General features: G+C 71.8%; 20 protein-coding genes. 9 read left to right on the plus strand and 11 right to left on the minus strand.

Going from position 1 to position 20558, the window contains the following annotated elements:
- Positions 1–205: 205 nt before the first annotated feature.
- A complete protein-coding gene (locus ACFXOA_RS30860) occupies positions 206–577 on the plus strand; it encodes a hypothetical protein (RefSeq protein ID WP_385035233.1) in 372 nt (123 codons plus the stop codon).
- Between the two features lie 63 nt (positions 578–640).
- The gene (locus ACFXOA_RS30865) at positions 641–1048 is read left to right on the plus strand and encodes an SRPBCC family protein (RefSeq protein ID WP_385035235.1); all 408 of its coding nucleotides are present in this window, start codon (positions 641–643) and stop codon (positions 1046–1048) included.
- A gap of 69 nt (positions 1049–1117) precedes the next feature.
- On the opposite strand, the gene ACFXOA_RS30870 is transcribed toward ACFXOA_RS30865, so the two are convergent.
- The 5 genes from ACFXOA_RS30870 to ACFXOA_RS30890 all read right to left on the minus strand — a co-directional run bounded on the left by ACFXOA_RS30870 (position 1118) and on the right by ACFXOA_RS30890 (position 6438).
- A complete protein-coding gene (locus ACFXOA_RS30870; RefSeq protein ID WP_385035237.1) occupies positions 1118–2212 on the minus strand; it encodes a winged helix DNA-binding domain-containing protein in 1095 nt (364 codons plus the stop codon).
- A gap of 61 nt (positions 2213–2273) precedes the next feature.
- Positions 2274–2966, minus strand: a complete 693-nt coding sequence (locus ACFXOA_RS30875) for a DUF5701 family protein (protein WP_385035239.1) — start codon at positions 2964–2966, stop codon at positions 2274–2276.
- Positions 2967–3093: 127 nt separating this feature from the next.
- Positions 3094–4242: a MarR family transcriptional regulator gene (locus tag ACFXOA_RS30880; protein ID WP_385035241.1), complete on the minus strand. Its 1149-nt coding sequence runs from the start codon at positions 4240–4242 to the stop codon at positions 3094–3096.
- A 433-nt stretch (positions 4243–4675) separates the two neighbouring features.
- A complete protein-coding gene (locus ACFXOA_RS30885) occupies positions 4676–5113 on the minus strand; it encodes a hypothetical protein (protein ID WP_385035243.1) in 438 nt (145 codons plus the stop codon).
- Between the two features lie 8 nt (positions 5114–5121).
- A complete protein-coding gene (locus ACFXOA_RS30890; RefSeq protein WP_385035245.1) occupies positions 5122–6438 on the minus strand; it encodes a tetratricopeptide repeat protein in 1317 nt (438 codons plus the stop codon).
- 179 nt (positions 6439–6617) lie between these two features.
- Here ACFXOA_RS30890 and ACFXOA_RS30895 point away from each other — a divergent pair, with 179 nt between their 5' ends.
- From ACFXOA_RS30895 to ACFXOA_RS30905, 3 genes are read left to right on the plus strand one after another with little or no spacing between them, the layout of a single operon-like run.
- On the plus strand, positions 6618–7454 hold the full coding sequence (locus tag ACFXOA_RS30895) for a type II CAAX prenyl endopeptidase Rce1 family protein (protein ID WP_385035247.1): 837 nt from the start codon (positions 6618–6620) through the stop codon (positions 7452–7454).
- Positions 7451–8620, plus strand: a complete 1170-nt coding sequence (locus ACFXOA_RS30900; protein ID WP_385035249.1) for a sensor histidine kinase — start codon at positions 7451–7453, stop codon at positions 8618–8620. The genes ACFXOA_RS30895 and ACFXOA_RS30900 overlap by 4 nt, the downstream gene beginning before the upstream one ends.
- A complete protein-coding gene (locus ACFXOA_RS30905) occupies positions 8617–9276 on the plus strand; it encodes a response regulator transcription factor (RefSeq protein WP_362663991.1) in 660 nt (219 codons plus the stop codon). The genes ACFXOA_RS30900 and ACFXOA_RS30905 overlap by 4 nt, the downstream gene beginning before the upstream one ends.
- Positions 9277–9298: 22 nt before the next feature.
- On the opposite strand, the gene hemB is transcribed toward ACFXOA_RS30905, so the two are convergent.
- Positions 9299–10294, minus strand: a complete 996-nt coding sequence (gene hemB, locus ACFXOA_RS30910; protein WP_385035252.1) for a porphobilinogen synthase — start codon at positions 10292–10294, stop codon at positions 9299–9301.
- Positions 10295–10424: 130 nt separating this feature from the next.
- Between hemB and ACFXOA_RS30915 the strand changes: the two genes are divergently transcribed.
- Positions 10425–11162 carry a class I SAM-dependent DNA methyltransferase gene (locus ACFXOA_RS30915; RefSeq protein ID WP_385035254.1) on the plus strand — a complete coding sequence of 246 codons (738 nt, stop codon included), beginning with the start codon at positions 10425–10427 and terminating at the stop codon, positions 11160–11162.
- Between the two features lie 71 nt (positions 11163–11233).
- On the opposite strand, the gene ACFXOA_RS30920 is transcribed toward ACFXOA_RS30915, so the two are convergent.
- The 5 genes from ACFXOA_RS30920 to ACFXOA_RS30940 all read right to left on the minus strand — a co-directional run bounded on the left by ACFXOA_RS30920 (position 11234) and on the right by ACFXOA_RS30940 (position 16717).
- Entirely contained in the window at positions 11234–12901 is a 1668-nt protein-coding gene (locus ACFXOA_RS30920; RefSeq protein WP_385035256.1) for a uroporphyrinogen-III synthase, read from the minus strand.
- Entirely contained in the window at positions 12898–13884 is a 987-nt protein-coding gene (gene hemC / locus ACFXOA_RS30925) for a hydroxymethylbilane synthase (protein ID WP_385035258.1), read from the minus strand. Before hemC ends, ACFXOA_RS30920 begins: the two co-directional genes overlap by 4 nt.
- The gene (locus ACFXOA_RS30930; protein WP_385035260.1) at positions 13881–15374 is read right to left on the minus strand and encodes a glutamyl-tRNA reductase; all 1494 of its coding nucleotides are present in this window, start codon (positions 15372–15374) and stop codon (positions 13881–13883) included. The genes hemC and ACFXOA_RS30930 overlap by 4 nt, the downstream gene beginning before the upstream one ends.
- Entirely contained in the window at positions 15371–16156 is a 786-nt protein-coding gene (locus ACFXOA_RS30935; protein ID WP_385035262.1) for a redox-sensing transcriptional repressor Rex, read from the minus strand. The genes ACFXOA_RS30930 and ACFXOA_RS30935 overlap by 4 nt, the downstream gene beginning before the upstream one ends.
- A gap of 285 nt (positions 16157–16441) precedes the next feature.
- Positions 16442–16717: a glutaredoxin family protein gene (locus tag ACFXOA_RS30940; protein ID WP_385035264.1), complete on the minus strand. Its 276-nt coding sequence runs from the start codon at positions 16715–16717 to the stop codon at positions 16442–16444.
- Between the two features lie 145 nt (positions 16718–16862).
- Here ACFXOA_RS30940 and ACFXOA_RS30945 point away from each other — a divergent pair, with 145 nt between their 5' ends.
- The 3 genes from ACFXOA_RS30945 (at position 16863) to ACFXOA_RS30955 (ending at position 20435) form a co-directional block, all read left to right on the plus strand.
- Positions 16863–17801 (plus strand): HAD family hydrolase, encoded by a 939-nt coding sequence (locus ACFXOA_RS30945; RefSeq protein ID WP_385035266.1) that lies wholly within the window; start codon positions 16863–16865, stop codon positions 17799–17801.
- Positions 17802–18207: 406 nt separating this feature from the next.
- Complete coding sequence (locus ACFXOA_RS30950; RefSeq protein WP_385035268.1) at positions 18208–18984, plus strand: ECF subfamily RNA polymerase sigma factor, BldN family; 777 nt, start codon at positions 18208–18210, stop codon at positions 18982–18984.
- A 254-nt stretch (positions 18985–19238) separates the two neighbouring features.
- Positions 19239–20435: a DUF5667 domain-containing protein gene (locus ACFXOA_RS30955; protein ID WP_385035270.1), complete on the plus strand. Its 1197-nt coding sequence runs from the start codon at positions 19239–19241 to the stop codon at positions 20433–20435.
- Positions 20436–20558 lie beyond the last annotated feature (123 nt).

Here is a 20558-nt window from a genome sequence, read left to right on the forward strand (position 1 = left end):
GCTCAGCATCGTGAAGCAGTACATCGAGCAGCAGAACCGGCCGCAGTGACCTGAGCTGAGGTGAACAGTGCGGATCCGTGCACACAGTCGAGGTCAGAGCAGCTCTCAGATTCGCTTCACCACCGGGCTGAAGCCCGGTGCACTGCGAATAGTCCCGGTAGCAGCACCCATGTGCCGGTTCCACAAGGGGTGTTGACTCGCACGCATGTCGGACAACCTCAAGGCGCCCAGCGACTCGAACACCGCCCCCCGCGACCCCCGCGCCTGGGTGGCGCCTCTGCTCTCGACGCTCCTCACACTCCCGGCGGCCGGCTTCGCCTGGTTCTACGGAGCTCTGTCCCCGATGGCCTGCGACTCCTGCGACGACGCCGAGGCCGACCGGTTCGACGCCTCCTACGGCGCGGCCTGGGGCGTGCTCTGCACCGGCCTGGTGATCGCGCTGATCGTCATGCTGGTCAGCTGGTGCGTGCCGTGGGAACGCCGGCACGCCGCCAAGCGCGCACTGCTCGCGGTCGCCGCTCCCGTCGTCGTCGGGGTGGCCCTCGTGGCCTTCCTCGGCATGGTCGACTGGCCGTGACCGCCGCGACGGCCCACGTCCAACTGGCTGCCAGAGGCGCGGCTGCTCGGTAACCTCGGCGCCATGACGTCCTCAGATCCGGAGATCCTGCACATCAGCGCTCGCATCGACCGCCCCGCCGGTGAGGTCTACGACTACGCGTCGGACCCCCGGAACCTGCCCGCCTGGGCCTCCGGGCTCAGCAGCTCGATCACGGAGACCGACGGCCGCTGGGTCGCGGACTCCCCCATGGGCAAGGTGTCGGTGTCCTTCGCGCCCAGGAACGACTACGGCATCCTCGACCACGAGGTCACGCTCCCCTCCGGCGAAGCCGTCCACAACCCGGTACGGGTGATCCCCGACACTGCAGGCTGCGACGTCGTGTTCACCTTGCGCCGCCAACCCGGCATGAGCGACGCCGACTTCCGGCGGGACGCCGAGACCGTCAGCGCCGACCTGGCGACGCTCAAACACCTCCTGGAAGGGGCGTGACCACGGAGCGGGCCTGATGTCGGAGCGGACCTGATGTCGGAGCGGGCCTGACCAGGAGGGCCGCCCGGCTCAGGTCCCCGTGATCCGGGCCTCGTCGCCGGCCCCGTCGGACAGGAACGACGCCAGGCTCCTGCCCTCCTCGACGACGGCACCACGCTCGCCCCTGGTGAAGGGACGCAGCGGGCTCACCGACACCGCGCCCGCCTCCACGGTCCAGGTCGCACCCACGCGCCCGTCGACCAGCACGACCCGCGCCCCCTCCACCGACAGGCCCCGGTGCGCGTCGTCGATGATCCGGCTCCGGTCGTGATAGCCGAGGATCGCGTTGTCGAAGGCGGGAAGGAACCGTACGGGCGCCGGTGTGTCGGGGTCCGGGCGTGGCGCGCCGGGCAGATCCAGCAGCTCGCGTCCCCGCTCGTCCCGGAAGGCGACCAGTTCGCCCCTGACGGCCGCCACCGCCTTCGGGAGCCCGGCAAGGCCGCACCAGGCCCGCAGATCCGCCGAGGCCGCCGGCCCGAACGCCGCGAGGTAGCGGCGTACGAGCGTCTCCCCCACCGGGTCCGAGCCCTCCGGGGCCGGTGGATCGGGGTCGCGGCCCAGCCAGTCGGCGAGCGGAGTGTTACGGACGCCCGCCCTGACGCCCCACAGCCCGCGCGGCGGCATCTGGACCATCGGCACGAGGGCCGCCACCACCATCTCGCCCAGGGCCCGCCGCCCCGGCGCCGGCCACCGCTCGGCGAGCGCCTCGGCGATCCCGGTCATGGTCCGGGGCTGCCCGTCCGCCATCAACGTGCGCGCCGCCGCAGCCAGCTCGCCGAGGTCCACACCGTCGAGCTCACGCCGGTACACACCCAGCACCTTCTGCCGGAGCATCGCGTCATGGCGTGCACGCCAGGCCAGGACGTCATCGGCGGCGACGAGATGGACCGTACGCCGCATGAGGTGCGTGCGCACCACGCTCCGCCCGGTCAGCAGGGCGTCCAGTGCCGACGCCTCGAATCCGCTCAGCCGGGCCCACAACCCCGTGAAGGGCTCCTGCGGCTCCTGCGCCTGGAGCCCGCACAGGTGGACGACGGCCTCCTGCGGTGTCATCGCCGATCGCTCCAGCAGCAGTTGCCGGGCGAGCGCCGCCCGGTTCAGCGCGCGGTCTCCGAGTACGGTCACGCCCCCACCACCGGATGGCGCCGCGCTCCGGCCCTCGCACCCGTCAGGCTACGGACGGCGTTCACGCGGGGACCGCCCCCAGCCACTCCTGGCTCCCGCGCCCGGCAGCCGACGCGAAGCCCAGCCAGGTGTGCCGGTTACCCGCCCAGCACCATCCGACCTTGGGGGCGTTGCGGCGCTCACGGCCGTCACGGCCCGTACCGTTACTGATCCAGATCGCCGGAGTACGGGCGTCCAGCGTGCCGTTGGTCTTGCGCAGCCTCGAACCGATCGTCATGAAGCAGCGGTTGCGCTCCAGGGCGGCCGGCTGCTGTAGCACCCATTGGATGCCCTCGGTGAGCAGCAACGGGGTGCGCCCGTGCTTCGTGATGGCGGGCAGCGCCTCGTCCGGGCTCCAGTTGGACATGTCGTCGCCACGGTCGAGACCGGTGACGAGATAGACCGGCGCGTCCGGCAACCCGACGGTGTCCAGCGGGCCGAACTCATCGACGTCGGTCATGTCACCGACCACGAAACCGGGTCTGCCCTCGCGGTTGAGCAGCGGCGCGAGGGCCGAAGCCGGTACGCGGCCGGGGTGCACCGCGAGCAGCGCGTCGCCGCCGCTGCCGTCCCCCTCGGCACCCGCGGCGAAGGCACGCAGCTCGGTGGCGGAGATCCCCGCCCTCTCGTGCAGACCGAGCTCGGTCAGCACCTCGGCCTGGTCCACGAGTGATGGAAGGGCAGTCACGGAGGCTGTGGGTGTCGGCTCGGGCACGGGGCTCCCTCGGTCGTGATTACGGACGAAGCGGGCGCCGGGTCAACGAGGTGCCGCTCCGGATCGTTCCCGGCGCCGCCACGCCCCACGCCCCTCTCTCTTTACGTCCCCGGCCCGGCGCACCCGCTCACTCGGGCAGTGCGAGGAGTTCGCGGAGTCCTGCGACATAGGCCTTCACATCCCGGTCGGCGGGCGCCCCCGCATCGGCAGCCGTGGCCGTGCCCGCGTCCGTGGATGCGCCGGTCACCGGTTCGGCCGGCTGCCGGCAGGGGCGGCAGAGGCCGTCGGGAAGTGCCTCGGCGCGGCCGGGCACCCCGCACTTCACACACTCCAGCATCGCCCGCCGGACCGGCGCTCGCCTCTGCTCCGGCGCGGCAGCAACAGCCTGGAGCCGGGGCGGCATCTTGTCGTTGAGGCGGCGGCGGACGAAGCCGACCGGCGAGTCGACGGACGCGGGGAGCCCGGCGGTGAGCGCCTGGGTGAGGCGGGCGGCGTCGGCGCCGCGAGCCAGCCACTCGGCGGCCAGCGGCTCAAGCACCGCGCAGTCCGCCTCGGACAACCCCAGACGTGCGTCCCGCTGCCCGAGCCGGGCAAGCGCGAGGAACGCCTCGGACGGCCCCTGGCGTTCGACCACCGCAGCTGCGGGCACCGCAGCGACTTCCGGTGCGGGTACGGAGACCGAGGCGGCAACCGAAGCGGGCTCAGACGCGGCAGGGACGGACGCCACGGGCTCGGGCGCGGCAGAGGCGTGCGCGACGGGCTCCGGCGCGGCAGAGGCGGACGCCTCGACCGTTTCGGCGCCCACAGGCCCACCGGGCGCCCGCTGCGCCGGGACGGCTCGAACGGCGCCCGGCCGTGCGCCGGCTCCGTCGCCGGTGTCGGCGATCAGCGCGGCCCACCACTCGTTGTCCCGCGCGGTCCGGGACCAGAAGGTGCGGAACACCCAGCGCACCGGGCCGCCTTCGCCTCCCACGAGGCACCGCACCCGGCGCAGATACCCCGCCACCGACAGCGCCTTGAGCGCGGAGGCGACGGCCTGCTGGCCGTAGAGGGGGAGTTGCTTCGCGAGGCCCTTGACGTCCATGGCCGCCCCGTCGGGCAGGCGGTCGATGAAAGCGGCGATACTGCGCTCCCTGACCGGCAGCAACTCGAAGTCGGCCGCCGCACGCGGCTGTTGGTCCGGAGCGGAACGCTTGCCGTAGCCGGGATGGGCCATCGGGTACGGGCGGGAGCGGGCAGGGGCCTGCGAGGCGGAGCTAAGGTGCTTGGTAGCCACGGGATCGCGCTTTCGATCTTGGGGTGAGACCCCGGCCTGGTGTTGTGAGCACCGTGTCGGGGTCGTTCGTTTTCGGCACCGTAAACAGTCGCGACTCTCCGCTGCAAGTCGCTCACGATTAGTCATACTTGCTGGCCGTGACGGGTAAGGGAGGTCAGGGAGGTCTTCCCAACCTTCCTTTACCTACCGGATGTAAGAAGGCGCTCGACTCTCGAATCCCGCATCCCGGCCCTCGGATCCCGAAACCCGAGCTTCGGGCCCGGACCGCCGTCAGCATCCCTCGAACGAGTGAGACGAGTGAGACGACCGATCCGACGCTCGACCCCCGACGCTCGGACCCCGAAACTCGACCCCCGGCTCTCGGATCCCGAAGCTCAGGCCCCGAGCCACGAGGGCCCCGAGCCACGGGCCCGATGCCGGAACCCCGTAGACCTCACCCCGGCACCGGCACCCTGGCGACCACGAAGCCCTCACCGTCCTGGAACTCGATCAGCACCGCCTGCTCCACGAGGAAGACCCAGCACTCGGGACAGTCCAAGAGCGCGTCGGCGTACGCACCCACCAGGGCGAGGTCGACGGCCACCGACGGCACACACAGATTGCCCGGGAACACGACGCCCAGACCGCCGCCCTCGCCGTACTCCCCCACCAGCCTGCACAACTCGGCGGCGTCGAACCCGCTGGTCCGTTCCAGGACTTCGGCCACGCTCCAGTCCAGCCGGGTCGACCCGAAGGAGCCGAAGCAGTTCAGGCTCAGCGCGGCGAACGCCCTGTCCTCCCGGAACGAGAGCACCATCGCCGAAGGCCCGGCGGCGCCCAGCAGCGCCTCCACCGCCTCGCGCTGCGTCCCGTAGCCCTCGATCGCGCCCACTCCGCCCCTCAGACGAACCGCGAACTGCCCACCGGCCCCGCCGAGTGCAGCCCCGCGCGCTGCCCCCGCAGCCAGGTGCCGCGCACCCCCGCCACGAAGGCGGTGAGCGCCTCGTCGGGGTCCGCCGGGGTCGCACCGTCGCCGTCGTCCGGCTTCGGGTCGGCCGCCACGATCTCGGCGGCGATCTCCGCCTCCGGCCGCCCGTCCGCCTCCCCGCGCTCCAGCCCGCCGCCGGCGTCCGGCAGCAGCCGCGCGCCCCACGGGGCCACGACCGACTGGTACAGGAAGGTGACGCTGTCGGCGGCCACAGCCGGCGGATCGGTCCAGCAACTCGCGTGCTCGTGCAGGACCTGCCCCGGAGTGCGGTCGAAGAGCTGCCTGACGACCTCGCCGCCCCCGTCCGCGCGCGCCGTCTCGTCGAGGTCGTAGGCGATGACGACGGTGTCCTCCCGGCCTGCCTCGAAGGACACCGCGGGAAGCCCCAGCACCTCCGCCGCCGCCAGTCCCAGGATCCGGCTCCCCCGGTCCGGCAGCAGCGACACCGACCGCGGCCGCACCCCGGCGACGCCCAGCGACGCCCGCAGCCGGAGCAGTCCGTGCAGGCACATCTCATGGCTGTCCTGAATCCAGGCGTAACGGCCCGTCATCCCCACCTCGAAGCCGTACGGGGACAGCGTGCCCAGCACCGTACCGCCCATGACGTACTGCCAGCCCCGCAGATCGGTGGCGTCGAGCGGGCTCACCGAGGCGACGTCGGCAGCCCGCTCGAACAACAGGTTCTGCCGGTCCCGCGCCCCCAGCCACAGCTCCCCGTCCGGGGTGCCCAGCCGCCCGTGGTGCAGCCGGGCGAGCTCCAGGTCGCCGGCCAGCACGGCGTTGAAGACCAGGAGATAGCGGTCCGGCCAGTCGGCCAGCCCGTCCTCGTGGGCGAGCAGCACATCGGCGGCGTCCCGGTGGCGCCCCTCCCGCTCGTACGCCGAGACCAGCTCGCGCAGGAGCCCCGCCGAACCGGGCACCAGCCGCAGCGCCTCGCGCAGCGCGGGTATCGCCAGATACGGCACCCCGCGCTCCACACAGGCGTACCCGTAGTCGTACATCGCGCGCACGTCATCCGGCCGCTCGGCCAGCGCCCCGGCGGCCCCGGCGAGGTCGTCGAAGCCCCCGGTCTCCGCCGCGCGCCCGACGACCATCGCGACCTCCCCCAGCGGCGCCGACGGCACCTGCCTCAACGCGCGCAGCGCCCCGGGGACATCACCCCCGTCGAGGCACTCCCAGGCGGCGGTCAGCTCGGGCGACGTGGGGCGGCGATTCCTGGGTGAGGACATGCGGCCGATCCTCCCCCTCAACCCGCAACGACCTCAACCCGATTGATCGCCGCCCGGTTCCTGTCCCCCCTGAGAGCTACGCGCAGGTGTCCACCGTGAGGTGACGATCGGGAACCGCCGGATCCGTAGCGTTCGAGGCATCGCGGCACCTGGGCCGCGGACCCGGTGAAGGAGCGTTCATGAGGTTCATCCGCCAACTGCTGGCCGTCGTGCTGGTCGCCGTGATCGGTGGTCAGGCCCTCGGCGCCGTCGAGGACAATCCGTGGCTCCAGCTCGTCCTGGGGCTCCTGACGGCCACGGCCGCCGTACTCGTCTACGGATGGGTGGTGCGCAGGACGGAGCGCCGCCCGTCCACCGAGGTGGCCCGCGAGGGCGCCGAGGCCGCGCTCGGCCGGGGGCTGCTGATCGGCACGGCGATGTTCGGCGCCGTCATCACGAACATCTACTTCAACGCCCACTACGAGATCGACGGCCTGGGATCCCCCGCCGGCGCCCTCGGGCTGGTCGGTGTCATGGCGGCGGCCGCCGCGACCGAGGAAGTGATGTTCCGTGGCGTCCTGTTCAGGATCATCGAGGAGCGCACCGGCACCTGGATCGCACTCACCCTGACCGCAGCCCTGTTCGGCGCCTCCCACCTGCTGAACCCGAACGCCGATCTGTGGGGCGCCACCGCCATCGCGATCGAGGCCGGCGGGATGCTCGCGGCCGCCTACGCCGCGACCCGCAACCTGTGGGTGCCGATCGGCCTGCACTTCGGCTGGAACTTCGCCGCGGCAGGCATCTTCAGCGTCGAGGTCTCCGGCAACAACACCCCGCAAGGGCTGCTGGACACCGTCACCTCCGGCCCGGCATGGGTAACCGGCGGCGACTTCGGCCCGGAAGGAAGCGTGTACGCGGTGGTGTTCGGAGCCCTGATCACCGCGGCGTTCATATGGCTGGCACACCGGCGCGGCAACCTGGTGCCCCGCCGCCGCGGCGCCGGCAAGGCCACCCCCGCCACTACACTCCCCCGATGACCGGACTTCCGCGGATCCCGCAACGGTGGCGCCGGCCGAACGCCGCGCTCTGGTACGCACCGCTGGCGCTGCTGCTCCTCGCCGCGTCGTTCCTGCCGGGATTCCGCAACAACGGTACGGAGCTGGGCGGCCTCCCGAACCGCCCCTTCGACGCGCTGGCCGTCGTGGCGATCGCCCTCCAGAGCCTTCCGCTCGCCGGACGCCGGCGGTGGCCGGTCGCCTGCCTCACCGCTGTATCGCTCGGCTTCGCCCTCGACCAGCTCCGCGGTTACCACACGCTCGCGGGCACCGCGCTGCCCATCGCGCTGATCAGCGTCGCGTCACTCGTCGAGCGCCGGCGGCGAACCACCGCGATCGTCCTCTCCGCCGCGTACATCCCGCTGGCGGTCGCACTCCACCGGCTCGGCCCGGGCGACCCGCCGAGCGAGTTCGTGGCGTTCTACCTCGCCGTGGCACTCGCCTGGGGCGTCGGGCTGTGGCTTCGCAACACCAGGGCCATGGAGGCCGAGCGCCGCCGCCGCGTCGCAGAGGACACCCGCAATGCCGAACGGACCCGCATCGCCCGCGAACTCCACGACGTCGTGACCCACCACGTGACGGCGATGGTCGTACAGGCCGAGGCCGCACGCTATCTGACCGCCGCGCCCGACCGCCTCGACCAGAGCCTGCGGGCCGTCACGGACACCGGCCGAGAGGCCATCACCGATCTGCGGCACCTGCTCGACCTGCTCGACCCGAACCACGGCGCCGAGACCACCCCGCCGCCCGTCGGCAAGCTCCTGACACTCGTCGAACAGACGCGACGGGCGGGGCAGCCGGTGGAGTTCACGGAGGAGGGTGCCCCCGCCGATTCGGCCGGCAGCGCCGGCCTCGTCACCTACCGGGTGGTGCAGGAAGCCCTGACGAACGCCCTCAAGTACGCTCATGGCAGCGCCACTTCGGTCCGCGTGCACCATGGCGAAAGGGAGATCTCCGTGGAGGTCAGCACGGACGGCTCCAGCACGGACGGCTCCAGCGCGAAGGCCGCTCCCACCCGCGGAAGCGGACGAGGCCTGGCCGGTCTCCGCGAGCGCGTCGACGTGCTGGGCGGCGACTTCAGCGCCGGTCCACAGCCGGACGGCGGCTTCGTCGTCCGGGTCCGCATACCCGCCGGGAGCCCTTCGTGACCGACCCGATCCGCGTCCTGATCTGCGACGACCAGGTACTGATCCGCACCGGCCTGGCGACGATCATCGACGCACAGCCAGACCTTGAGGTCGCCGGCGAGTGCGGCGACGGCCGGACCGCGGTCGGCCTCGTCGAGAAGCTTCGCCCGGACGTCGTGGTCATGGACATCCGCATGCCGGTGCTCGACGGCATCGCGGCCACCCGCCTGCTGGCCGGCGCGGGAGTCCCGCACCCCGTCAAGGTGCTGGTCGTGACGACGTTCAACCTGGACGAGTACGTCTACGAGGCGCTACGCGCCGGGGCGAGCGGATTCCTCCTCAAGGACGCCCCGCCGGACCGGCTGCTCCACGGCATCCGGACCGTGGCCGCCGGCGCGGCACTCCTGGACCCCGAGGTGACACGCCAGCTGGTGGGCCGGTACGCCGCCCGGATCCGGCCCACCGAGGACAAGGGCGCCGACATCCCACTGACCCCCCGCGAACTGGAGGTGCTGCGCCTCATCGCGGACGGCCTCTCCAACAACGAGATCGCCGCGTCCCTCGTGATCAGCCGGGAGACGGTCAAGACCTTCGTCTCACGCATCCTCACCAAACTGGGGCTCCGCGACCGCGTCCAGGCGGTCGTCTACGCCTACCGCCGGGGCCTGGTGTCCTGAACGGCCCCGGCCCCGGCCGGCCTCAGCGCCCCAGCCGCTGCGCGACCTCCGTCGCCCAGTACGTCAGGATCATCCGCGCACCCGCCCGCCGGATCCCCGTCAGGCTCTCCAGGATCGCCGCGTCCCGGTCGATCCAGCCCTTCTCGGCGGCGGCCTCGATCATCGCGTACTCACCGCTGATCTGGTACGCGGCGACCGGCACGTCCACAGCGTCCGCGACCTTGGCGAGGATGTCCAGGTAAGGGCCGGCCGGCTTGACCATGACCATGTCGGCGCCCTCCTCCAGGTCGAGCGCGAGCTCCCGCATCGACTCCCGCAGATTCGCCGGGTCCTGCTGGTACGTCTTGCGGTCGCCCTTCAGCGACGAGCCCACCGCCTCGCGGAAGGGACCGTAGAACGCCGAGGAGTACTTCGCCGTGTAGGCGAGGATCGACACGTCCTCGTACCCGGTCTGGTCCAGCGCGTCGCGGATCACCCCGACCTGGCCGTCCATCATCCCGCTGGGCCCCACCACGTGCGCGCCCGCGTCGGCCTGCACCTGCGCCATCTCCGCGTACCGCTCCAGCGTCGCGTCGTTGTCGACTCGGCCGTCCTCGGTCAGCACCCCGCAGTGACCGTGGTCGGTGAACTCGTCCAGACAGAGGTCGGACATGATCACCAGGTCGTCCCCGACCTCTTCCCGCACCGCCCGCAGGGCGACCTGGAGGATGCCGTCCGGGTCGGTTCCCGCAGTGCCCCGGCCGTCCTTCTTCTCCTCCAGCGGGACGCCGAAGAGCATGATCCCGGAGACCCCGGCCGCGACCGCCTCCACCGCGGCCTTCCGCAGCGTGTCCAGGGTGTGCTGCTGGACACCCGGCATGGCCGAGATGGCGACCGGTGCGTCGATGCCCTCACGTACGAACGCCGGCAGGATCAGGTTCGCCGGGTCCAGCCGGGTCTCGGCCACCATGCGCCGCATGACAGGGGTCGTGCGCAGCCGGCGGGGCCGCGAGCCGGGGAAGTTTCCGTACTCAGTCATCCTTCGAGACTAGACCCGTACACATCGCCGATTTACCGACAGTCCACCCGGAAAAAGCGGGACCGGAAGCCACCCGGGGGCGAGGAAATACATCGACAGCCCCCCGGCCGGTCCGGCAGAGTGCTCGCCCGTGACGAGCAGCGACCTGTGGGACCACGAGACCGCCGAACGCTACGACGCCGGGGAGGCCCCGAGATCCACCGCCGCCTTCCTCCGGCCCACCCTCGACTTCCTCGCCGGACTCGCCGGCGACGGCCCAGCCCTGGAGTTCGCCATCGGGACCGGCCGCGTCGGCATCCCGCTCCGTGAACGCGGCGTGCCCGTGACCGGCATCGAGTACTCCGAGCACATGGCGGCCGTACTACGACGCAAGATCGACGAGGACCGGCTCCCGGTCCACATCGGGGACATGGCCACCACCACGGTCCCCGGCACGTTCTCCCTGGTCTACGTCGTCTACAACACCATCGGGAACCTGCTCACCCAGGACGAGCAGGTCGAGTGCTTCCGCAACGCCGCACACCATCTGGAGCCCGGCGGCCGGTTCGTCGTCGAGCTCGGTGTACCGCCGCTGCGGCTCCTGCCCCCGACCCAGATCGCCGTGCCGTTCGACGTGACCGAGCAGCATCTCGGCTTCGACACCTTCGACCTGGCCGAGCAGCTCCTCGTCTCGCACCACTTCTTCCGCGAGGAGGACGGCCGCTACCGCAGGGGCGCCTCCCGGCAGCGGTACGCCTGGCCGGCCGAGCTCGACCTCATGGCGCGCATCGCGGGACTCCGGCTGGAACGCCGGGTCGCGGACTGGGAGGGCACCCCGTTCACCCAGGACTCCGACGGCCACATCTCCGTCTGGCGCAAACCGCTCTGAGACCGGGAGCCCACGCGTGAGGGGCCGGCCGCTCCCTCGGGAAGCGACCGGCCCCTCGGCCGTACCTACGCTCAGGTGGTCGACCTGCGACGCCGCGCGCCCGGGCGCCGCTCGCTCGGCCGGGTCACCGGGTCACCGGCCTCCTTCGCCGCGTCCCGGCGCTGCGCACCGAAGTCCGCGAGCGCCTGCGCCAGCTTGTGCACCGAAGGCTCCGGGGACAGCACGTCGACCCGCAGGCCGTGCTCCTCCGCGGTCTTGGCCGTGGCGGGACCGATGCACGCGATCACCGTCACGTTGTGCGGCTTGCCCGCGATACCGACCAGGTTGCGGACCGTCGAGGACGAGGTGAAGAGCACCGCGTCGAAACCGCCGCTCTTGATCGCCTCCCGGGTGTCGGCGGGCGGCGGCGAGGCACGCACCGTGCGGTACGCGGTGACGTCGTCGACCTCCCAGCCGAGCTCGATCAGCCCGGCCACCAGGGTCTCGGTGGCGATGTCCGCACGCGGCAGGAACACCCGGTCGATCGGGTCGAAGACCGGGTCGTACGGCGGCCAGTCCTCCAGCAGACCGGCGGCCGACTGCTCACCGGACGGCATCAGGTCGGGCTTCACACCGAAGTCCACCAGCGCGGCGCCGGTCTGCTCCCCGACGGCCGCGACCTTGATCCCGGCGAAGGCACGGGCGTCGAGCCCGTACTCCTCGAACTTCTCCCGGACGGCCTTCACCGCGTTGACCGAGGTGAACGCGATCCACTCGTAGCGCCCCGTGACCAGGCCCTTGACCGCACGCTCCATCTGCTGGGGCGTGCGCGGCGGCTCGACCGCGATCGTCGGGACCTCGTGCGGCACCGCCCCGTAGGAGCGCAGCTGGTCGGAGAGCGACGCCGCCTGCTCCTTCGTGCGCGGCACGAGCACCTTCCAGCCGAACAGCGGCTTGGACTCGAACCACGCGAGCTGGTCGCGCTGGGCGGCGGAGCTGCGCTCCCCGACCACGGCTATGACCGGCAGGTGCCCGTCCGGCGAGGGGAGGACCTTCGCCTGCTTCAGGACCTGGGCGATCGTCCCGAGGGTCGCCGTCCAGGTGCGCTGGCGGGTCGTCGTCCCGGCGAGCGTGACCGTGAGCGGGGTGTCGGGCTTGCGGCCCGCCGAGACCAGCTCACCGGCGGCCGCGGCCACCGAGTCGAGGGACGTGGAGACGACGGCGGTCGCGTCGCTCGCGCCGACCTCGGACCAGCAGCGGTCCGAAGCCGTACGCGCGTCGACGAAACGCACGTCGGCGCCCTGCGCGTCGCGCAGCGGCACACCGGCGTACGCGGGCACACCGACCGCGTTCGCGATGCCGGGCACGACCTCGAAGGGCACACCCGCGGCGGCGCAGGCGAGCATCTCGGCGCCCGTCTCACCGTCCAGGCCCGGGTCGCCCGACACGGCACGGACCACCCGCCTGCCGCCCTTGGCGGCCTCCATGACAAGATTGGCGGCATCCCTGAGGACGGGTACTCCGGCGGGTGTTGACGCCGTGTCAACAACCGTCATCTCAGGCGTGCTTACCCCTGCCCTGGCATGGCAGCGAACGACGTCGAGAACGTCCGGTTCGGCGACAAGGACGTCCGCGCTCGCGAGCGCCTCGACAGCGCGCAGAGTCAGCAGTCCCGGGTCGCCGGGACCGGCGCCGAGGAAGGTGACATGCCCTGCGGACGGGACAGGGAAGTCGGATACGACAGGGCCGGTGGGGCTCAAAGTGCTCGCTCCCCCATAAGACCGGCCGCACCCTTGGCGAGCATCTCGGCCGCGAGCTCGCGACCGAGGGCCGCCGCGTCGTCGTGCGACGTGGGGACGGGACCGGTGGTGGACAGCTGCACCAGGGAGGTGCCGTCGGTGGAACCGACGACACCGCGCAGGCGCAGTTCGTTGACAACCTGCCCGTCGGCCAAGAGGTCGGCCAGCGCACCCACAGGTGCGGAGCATCCGGCCTCCAGGGCGTTGAGCAGGGCACGCTCGGCGGTCACGGCGATCCGGGTGTACGGATCGTCGAGCTCGGCGAGCGCCGCGGCGAGGTCGGCGCTGCTCGCAGCGCACTCGATCGCCAGTGCTCCCTGGCCGGGAGCGGGGAGGACGGTGTCGACCGGCAGGAAGCCGGTGACCTCGTCCGTGCGTCCGAGGCGGCTGAGCCCGGCCGCGGCGAGTACCACCGCGTCCAGCTCCCCGCTCCGTACGAAACCGATGCGCGTATCGACGTTCCCGCGGATCGCGACGGTCTCTATCTCGAGGCCGTGCGCGCGGGCGTACGCGTTGAGCTGCGCCATGCGGCGCGGCGAGCCGGTGCCGACACGGGCACCGGAGGGCAGCTGCTCGAAGGTCAGCCCGTCCCGCGCCACCAGCGCGTCGCGCGGATCCTCACGGGCCGGTACCGCGGCCAGGACGAGGCCCTCGGGCTGCACGGTCGGCAGGTCCTTCAGCGAGTGGACGGCGAAGTCCACCTCGCCGCTCAGCAGCGCCTCGCGCAGCGCGGCGACGAACACACCGGTCCCGCCGATCTGCGCCAGGTTCTCCCGGGACACGTCTCCGTACGTGGTGATCTCGACGAGCTCGACGGCACGCCCGGTCACCTCACGGACCGCGTCGGCGACCATGCCGGACTGGGCCATGGCGAGCTTGCTCCGCCGGGTGCCCAGCCGGAGCGGTGTGGTGGTCTCCCCACCCAGGGGAGAGTTGTCGGTCATGACCGCCCTCTATTCGGGTCGTTCAGGTCTGCCCGGGAGACGGCGGCCACCGTCTGCGGGTCGAGGTCGAAGAGTTCGCGCAGCGCATCGGCGTACCCGGCGCCGCCGGGCTCGCTCGCGAGCTGCTTGACCCGCACGGTGGGCGCGTGCAGGAGTTTGTCGACGACGCGGCGCACGGTCTGCGTGATCTCGGCGCGCTGCTTCTCGTCCAGGTCGGGAAGGCGCCCGTCGAGCCGCGCGATCTCGCCGGCCACCACGTCGGCGGCCATCGTGCGCAGCGCGACGACGGTCGGGGTGATGTGGGCGGCGCGCTGGGCGGCCCCGAACGCGGCGACCTCGTCGGCCACGATGGTGCGCACCTGGTCCACATCGGCGGCCATCGGGGCGTCCGCGGACGCCTCGGCGAGCGACTCGATGTCGACGAGGCGCACACCGGCGACACGGTGGGCCGCGCCGTCGATGTCGCGCGGCATCGCGAGGTCCAGGAGGTACATCCGGGCCGGTCCGGCGGCGGACGCGGGGCGCGCGGCGCGGCGCACGGCGTGGTCCCGGGCGGCGGCCGTGGCGGAACCGTTCTCCACCCACGCCGCGTGCTGGTCGAGATCGTCCGGCGCCGGGGCGGCGGGGGCCTCGGGCTCCTCGGTGGCGCTGTCGAAGTCCACGCCGAGGGCGTGGGCGACGGCCTCCGCGGTCAGCACGAGACCGGTCGCCCCGGTGCAGGAGACGACGATGTCGGCACGTGTCAGCTCACCGGCCACCTCGGCCATCTCCACCGCGCGCGCCGTCGGGACACCGGCCTGGCCGAGGATCTCGACGAGCCGGTCCGCACGGGCCCGGGTCCGGTTGGCTACGACGATCTCCTCGGTCCCCGCGCGGGCCAGGGTGGCCGCGGCGAGCGAGGACATCGAGCCCGCGCCGATCACCAGGGCGCGCTTGCCTGCCGCCCAGTCGGTGACCTCGGCTCCGTCGGCCAGCTGCTCGAGACCGAAGGTGACGAGGGACTGCCCGGCCCGGTCGATCCCGGTCTCGCTGTGGGCTCGCTTGCCGACCCGCAGGGCCTGCTGGAACAAGTCGTTCAGCAGACGCCCCGCCGTGTGGAGCTCCTGCCCGAGAGCCAGCGCGTCCTTGATCTGACCGAGGATCTGACCCTCGCCGACGACCATCGAGTCCAGCCCGCACGCCACCGAGAAGAGGTGGTGGACGGCACGGTCCTCGTAGTGCACATAAAGATAAGGAGTGAGCTCGTCGAGACCGACCCCGCTGTGCTGCGCGAGCAGGGTGGACAGCTCGGCGACACCCGCGTGGAACTTGTCCACGTCCGCGTACAGCTCGATGCGGTTGCAGGTGGCCAGGACGGTCGCCTCGGTCGCGGGCTCCGCGGCGAGGGTGTCCTGGAGAAGCTTCGTCCGCGCCTCTGCCGCCAGCGAGGCCCGCTCCAGCACGGAGACGGGGGCGCTGCGGTGGCTCAGACCGACGACCAGAAGGCTCATGCCGGCATCACCGCGGGCATGTCCCCATCAGGTCCCTTCCGGCCTGAGGGGGTGGCGCGCATCGGCGGCGCCGCCTCCTCGTCCGCCTCCACGGCCGGCCTGCCGTCGGCCGCGGCCTCCTCGCCGGCCTTGCGCTGCTCGTGGAAGGCGAGGATCTGCAGCTCGATCGAGAGGTCGACCTTGCGCACGTCGACACCCTCCGGCACGGAGAGCACCGTCGGGGCGAAGTTCAGGATGGAGGTCACGCCGGCCGCCACGAGCCGGTCGCAGACCTGCTGGGCCGCACCGGGCGGAGTGGTGATGACACCGATGGACACACCGTTGTCGCTGATGATCCGGTCGAGGTCGTCGGTGTGCTGCACGGCGATCCCCGCGACGGGGGTGCCCGCCATGGCGGGATCGGCGTCGATCAGGGCCGCGACGCGGAAGCCGCGGGAGGCGAACCCGCCGTAGTTGGCGAGCGCCGCGCCGAGGTTACCGATGCCGACGATCGCGACGGGCCAGTCCTGGGTGAGCCCGAGCTCACGGGAGATCTGGTAGACGAGGTACTCGACGTCGTACCCGACACCACGCGTGCCGTAGGAACCCAGGTAGCTGAAGTCCTTGCGCAGCTTGGCGGAGTTGACCCCCGCCGCCGCGGCGAGTTCCTCGGAGGAGACCGTGGGGACCGAACGCTCGGAGAGCGCGGTCAGCGCGCGGAGATACAGCGGAAGCCTGGCGACGGTGGCCTCGGGAATTCCTCGGCTACGGGTCGCCGGTCGGTGAGTTCGGCCAGTTGCCACGGTGCTCCTGCGGGATGAGCGGGGCTGCAGGCGGCCGTATGTCCTATGACCGCCCCGTCGACAGCAGGCTATGTCTTTGTGAACGCGTGCACAAAGATTGTGTCCGATTTGTCCTGTCAAAGTGACCGGGGTCACGCGTATTGCCTGCACGATCCCGGAACCGTTGGCGCCATCAGCCCGTTGCGGGCCCGAAGGGGGCAAGACGGTACACACTCCTCATGTCCACGCCCCCGAGACCACTCAAAACGCCCACGATGGTAACCGGGTTTCGCCGCGGAAGCCCCCTCACGTACGCAGGGCCGTCCTCAGCCGGGCCGGGTCGACCCGCCAGAAGGTGTGCTGCTCCCCGTCGATCAGGACCACCGGGATCTGCTCCCAGTACTCCTTGTGCAGCACCTCGTCCCGCGTGATGTCCTTCTCCACCCAGGACGCCCCGGTCTCCTCGCAGACCGCGCTCACCACCGCCCTCGCGTCGTCGCAGAGATGGCAGCCGGGCTTCCCCACGAGGGTCACCACCCGGTCCGCGGGCTTCTTCTTCGTACGACGCAGCAGTGCACTCATACCCTCATTCTGCTCCCTCCGGACACTCCCGGTCCGGACCGGGACGGCCGCGGAATCACCCGTTTAACGCCCCGGTCCCGGAGAGTTCACACCGCCGCATCCCGCCAGATCGGGAAGTGCCGAACAGAGTGGCTATGCTCACGACATGGCCGCTCTTGGATGGCTCACCCCCCGCAGGCGCCCCGCCACCGCACGAAGCGTGCTCGCAGGCGAGGCCGCAGCCGAGGCAGCGCGGAAGTCGGCACTCCCCACCGGCGTGGAGGAGCAGGCCGCCACCGGAGAGGCCGGGGAACCGCCCTTCCCGGTGGCCGGCGACACCCGGGCAGCCGCCTTCTTCGATCTCGACAACACCGTGATGCAGGGCGCGGCGATCTTCCACTTCGGCCGCGGCCTGTACAAGCGGAAGTTCTTCCAGCGCCGCGAACTGACCCGGTTCGCCTGGCAGCAGGCGTGGTTCAGGCTGGCCGGCGTCGAGGACCCCGAACACATGCAGGACGCACGCGACAGCGCCCTGTCCATCGTGAAGGGCCACCGCGTCTCCGAGCTGATGTCCATCGGCGAGGAGATCTACGACGAGTACATGGCCGACCGCATCTGGCCGGGCACCCGCGCCCTCGCCCAGGCCCACCTCGACGCGGGACAGAAGGTCTGGCTGGTCACCGCGGCACCGGTGGAGACCGCCACGATCATCGCCCGCCGCCTCGGCCTCACCGGCGCCCTGGGCACGGTCGCCGAATCGGTCGACGGCGTCTACACCGGCCGGCTGGTCGGCGAACCCCTCCACGGCCCGGCGAAGGCCGAGGCGGTACGCGCCCTGGCGTCGGCCGAGGGGCTGGACCTGGAGCGCTGCGCGGCGTACAGCGACTCGCACAACGACATCCCCATGCTGTCGCTGGTCGGCCACCCCTACGCGATCAACCCGGACTCCAAGCTCCGCAAGCACGCCCGCTCGCTGGACTGGCGGCTGCGCGACTACCGCACCGGCCGCAAGGCCGCCAAGGTCGGCATCCCCGCCGCGGCGGGCGTCGGCGCCCTGGCCGGCGGCACGGCCGCCGCGGTGGCGCTCCACCGCCGGCGCCGCTGACCCCACACCCTCCCCGCCCGCATCCCCGTCCGGCACACCGACGGGGGTGCGGCGCCGTGCCCGGGGGCGGCGGGCGGCGCGCCCGGAGACGTACGGCCAATCGAGAGCGGAACAGCGGCACGGACCACCCATCGCCCCGGCCAGTCGCGTTGCGTCCGGGCGACCACAACCCGTCGTCACCGCAAGCAGATCCCGAAGCCAATCGATCAATAACCGGTCACGATATGCAACTTGAACCGTCACTTAGAGGATACGGAAGCGACGTAATCGATGATTTGAGCAACTGGGTGTAGCACGGCCTGTACGAAGCGTTATTCTCCTCAGACGCACAAGGAGCCCGCCACCCGCTACCACGAGTGACGGTTTTCGAACTGCACGTGATGGAAGCTCTGCCTCTGGGAGTCCCGTGTACCCACACGTCGGGGTTGACACCTCGGGCCTGGCTACGCTGCGCGCAACGGTCCTCGACCACTTGCGCGGCTTCGTCCCCACCGCGTACGCCGTCCCCCAATTCGCCACCCCAGTACCTGCCGGCCCTTGCTACGCGCTGGCCGAACGCAGCGCGGCCGTCGGAAGACGGAGCAGCCGCGGCACCTCGGCCACGCCTGCCGCCCGTCGGCCGACGGCCGACAGCGACAGCGCGCGCATGATGGATCTCGTCGAGCGCGCGCAGGCCGGTGAGGCCGAGGCCTTCGGCCGCCTGTACGACCAGTACAGCGACACCGTGTACCGGTACATCTACTACCGCGTGGGAGGCAAGGCGACAGCGGAGGACCTGACCAGCGAGACGTTCCTCCGCGCTCTGCGCCGCATCTCCACCTTCACCTGGCAGGGCCGGGACTTCGGTGCCTGGCTGGTCACGATCGCCCGGAACCTGGTCGCGGACCATTTCAAATCCAGTCGTTTCCGACTGGAAGTGACCACCGGCGAGATGCTGGACGCCAACGAGGTGGCACGGAGCCCGGAGGACTCCGTCCTGGAGTCCCTCTCCAACGCCGCCCTGCTGCAGGCCGTGCGACGGCTGAACCCGCAGCAGCAGGAGTGTGTGACGCTCAGATTCCTGCAGGGCCTCTCGGTCGCCGAGACCGCCCGCGTGATGGGCAAGAACGAGGGCGCGATCAAGACCTTGCAGTACCGGGCGGTGCGCACACTCGCCCGGCTGCTCCCTGACGACGCCCGCTGACGCCCGCCGACGCCTCGGCCGGGCGCCCGAAGAGGGCATCACATCACCCTCCGTGACGTGCTCGTGACACACCGATCGGATCATCTTTCGTCCGTAACCCAAGTGCCGCGCCACTCGTTGTGCCGGATGCAGGCCCCCTGTCGCCCTGCCTGACCGTTTCCGCTCACTCGCTCGTCCGGGTGGAAACGACTCGGGTGGGCAACCTTCCGGAACCTCAGGGGAGTCGACCGTCATGACGAGAGGAGGTGCCGCCAGTGATCGCAAACGTCTCGGCACACCGGCGGGCGAACGCCTTCGCCCAGGCCCTGGAGGAACAGTCCCCTCCCGGTGCGGCGGCCGTACAGCCCGAGGACCCGGCCGAACCGGCCGACCACGGACAGCTGTTGGCCTTGGCGAACGGCCTCGGTGAGCTGCCGGAGCCACAGTTCGATCCCGAGGTCAAAGTGGTGCAACGAGCCCAGCTCGTCGCGGCCATGGAGACCATGTTCGCCGAGGGCGGTGCGTCCACGGGCCCTACGGTGCCCGAACAGCGGGCCAGGGGAGCCCATCGGGCCTCCCCCATCCGGAGGCTCCGCCCCCGCTCCCGCTGGGCGAAGGGCCTCACCGCGGGCGGACTCACGGTCGGTGTGGCCGCGGGAGCCTTCGGCGGAGTGGCCGCCGCCAGTTCGGACGCCCTGCCCGGTGATTCCCTCTACCCGCTCAAGCGCGGGATGGAGGACATCAGTCTCGGCATGGCCAGTGGTGACGCCGACCGCGGGGAGGCCTACCTCGACCAGGCCTCGACCCGCCTCGGCGAGGCCCGCCGGCTGATGGAACGAGCCCGCGCGGGCGAGATGGACCACGAATCGATCGGCGAGGTCAGACGCGCCCTCGACGGCATGACGCACGACGCCACCGAGGGCCACCGTCTGCTGCACGGCGTCTACCAGCGCGACGGCTCCATCGGCCCGATCCAGAAGCTGGACTCCTTCTCCCGCTCGCACCGCGCGAGCTGGAGCAGCCTCCGCGAACGCCTGCCCTTCCAGCTGGCCGACATCGGGGACAGGGTGAGCTCCGTCTTCGAGGCCATGGAACAGGAAGTCGCACCGCTGCAGTCCCTGCTGCCGCGCTCGCCGGGCACCGGACAGGACACGCCGCCCGCCGGCTCCTCCCGTCGGGGCGAGGACACCCCGGCCCCCGGCCGCGAGGCACCCTCCTCCCAGGCGCCGGATGACGACAGCTCCACCGGCAGCACCACACCCAAGCCGTCCGGCTCCGACAGCGGCCCCGACGACGGCCTGCTCGGCGGCGGCACCGACGGCCTGCTCGACGACCTCCCGACGGACGGCACCACCCCCTCGTCCCCGGGCGACACGTCCGACGCGTCCCCCGCACCGGACATCACCCTTCCCCCGCTGCTCCCGGGCCTGCTGCCCGGTCTGGGCATCGAGGGCGAGGACGTCGAACCGTAGCGGCAGACCACATGGGTGGAGGGGGGCGGGCGGGCGGCGGCCCCCCCCCCCCCCAAAGCCCGGCGCGGGACAAGAATACAGCACCGCCCGCGACCACCCCCCCAGAAACCGTGCGGGGGCATA

It is taken from the genome of Streptomyces sp. NPDC059166, from assembly GCF_042755185.1.
GTDB lineage: Bacteria > Actinomycetota > Actinomycetes > Streptomycetales > Streptomycetaceae > Streptomyces.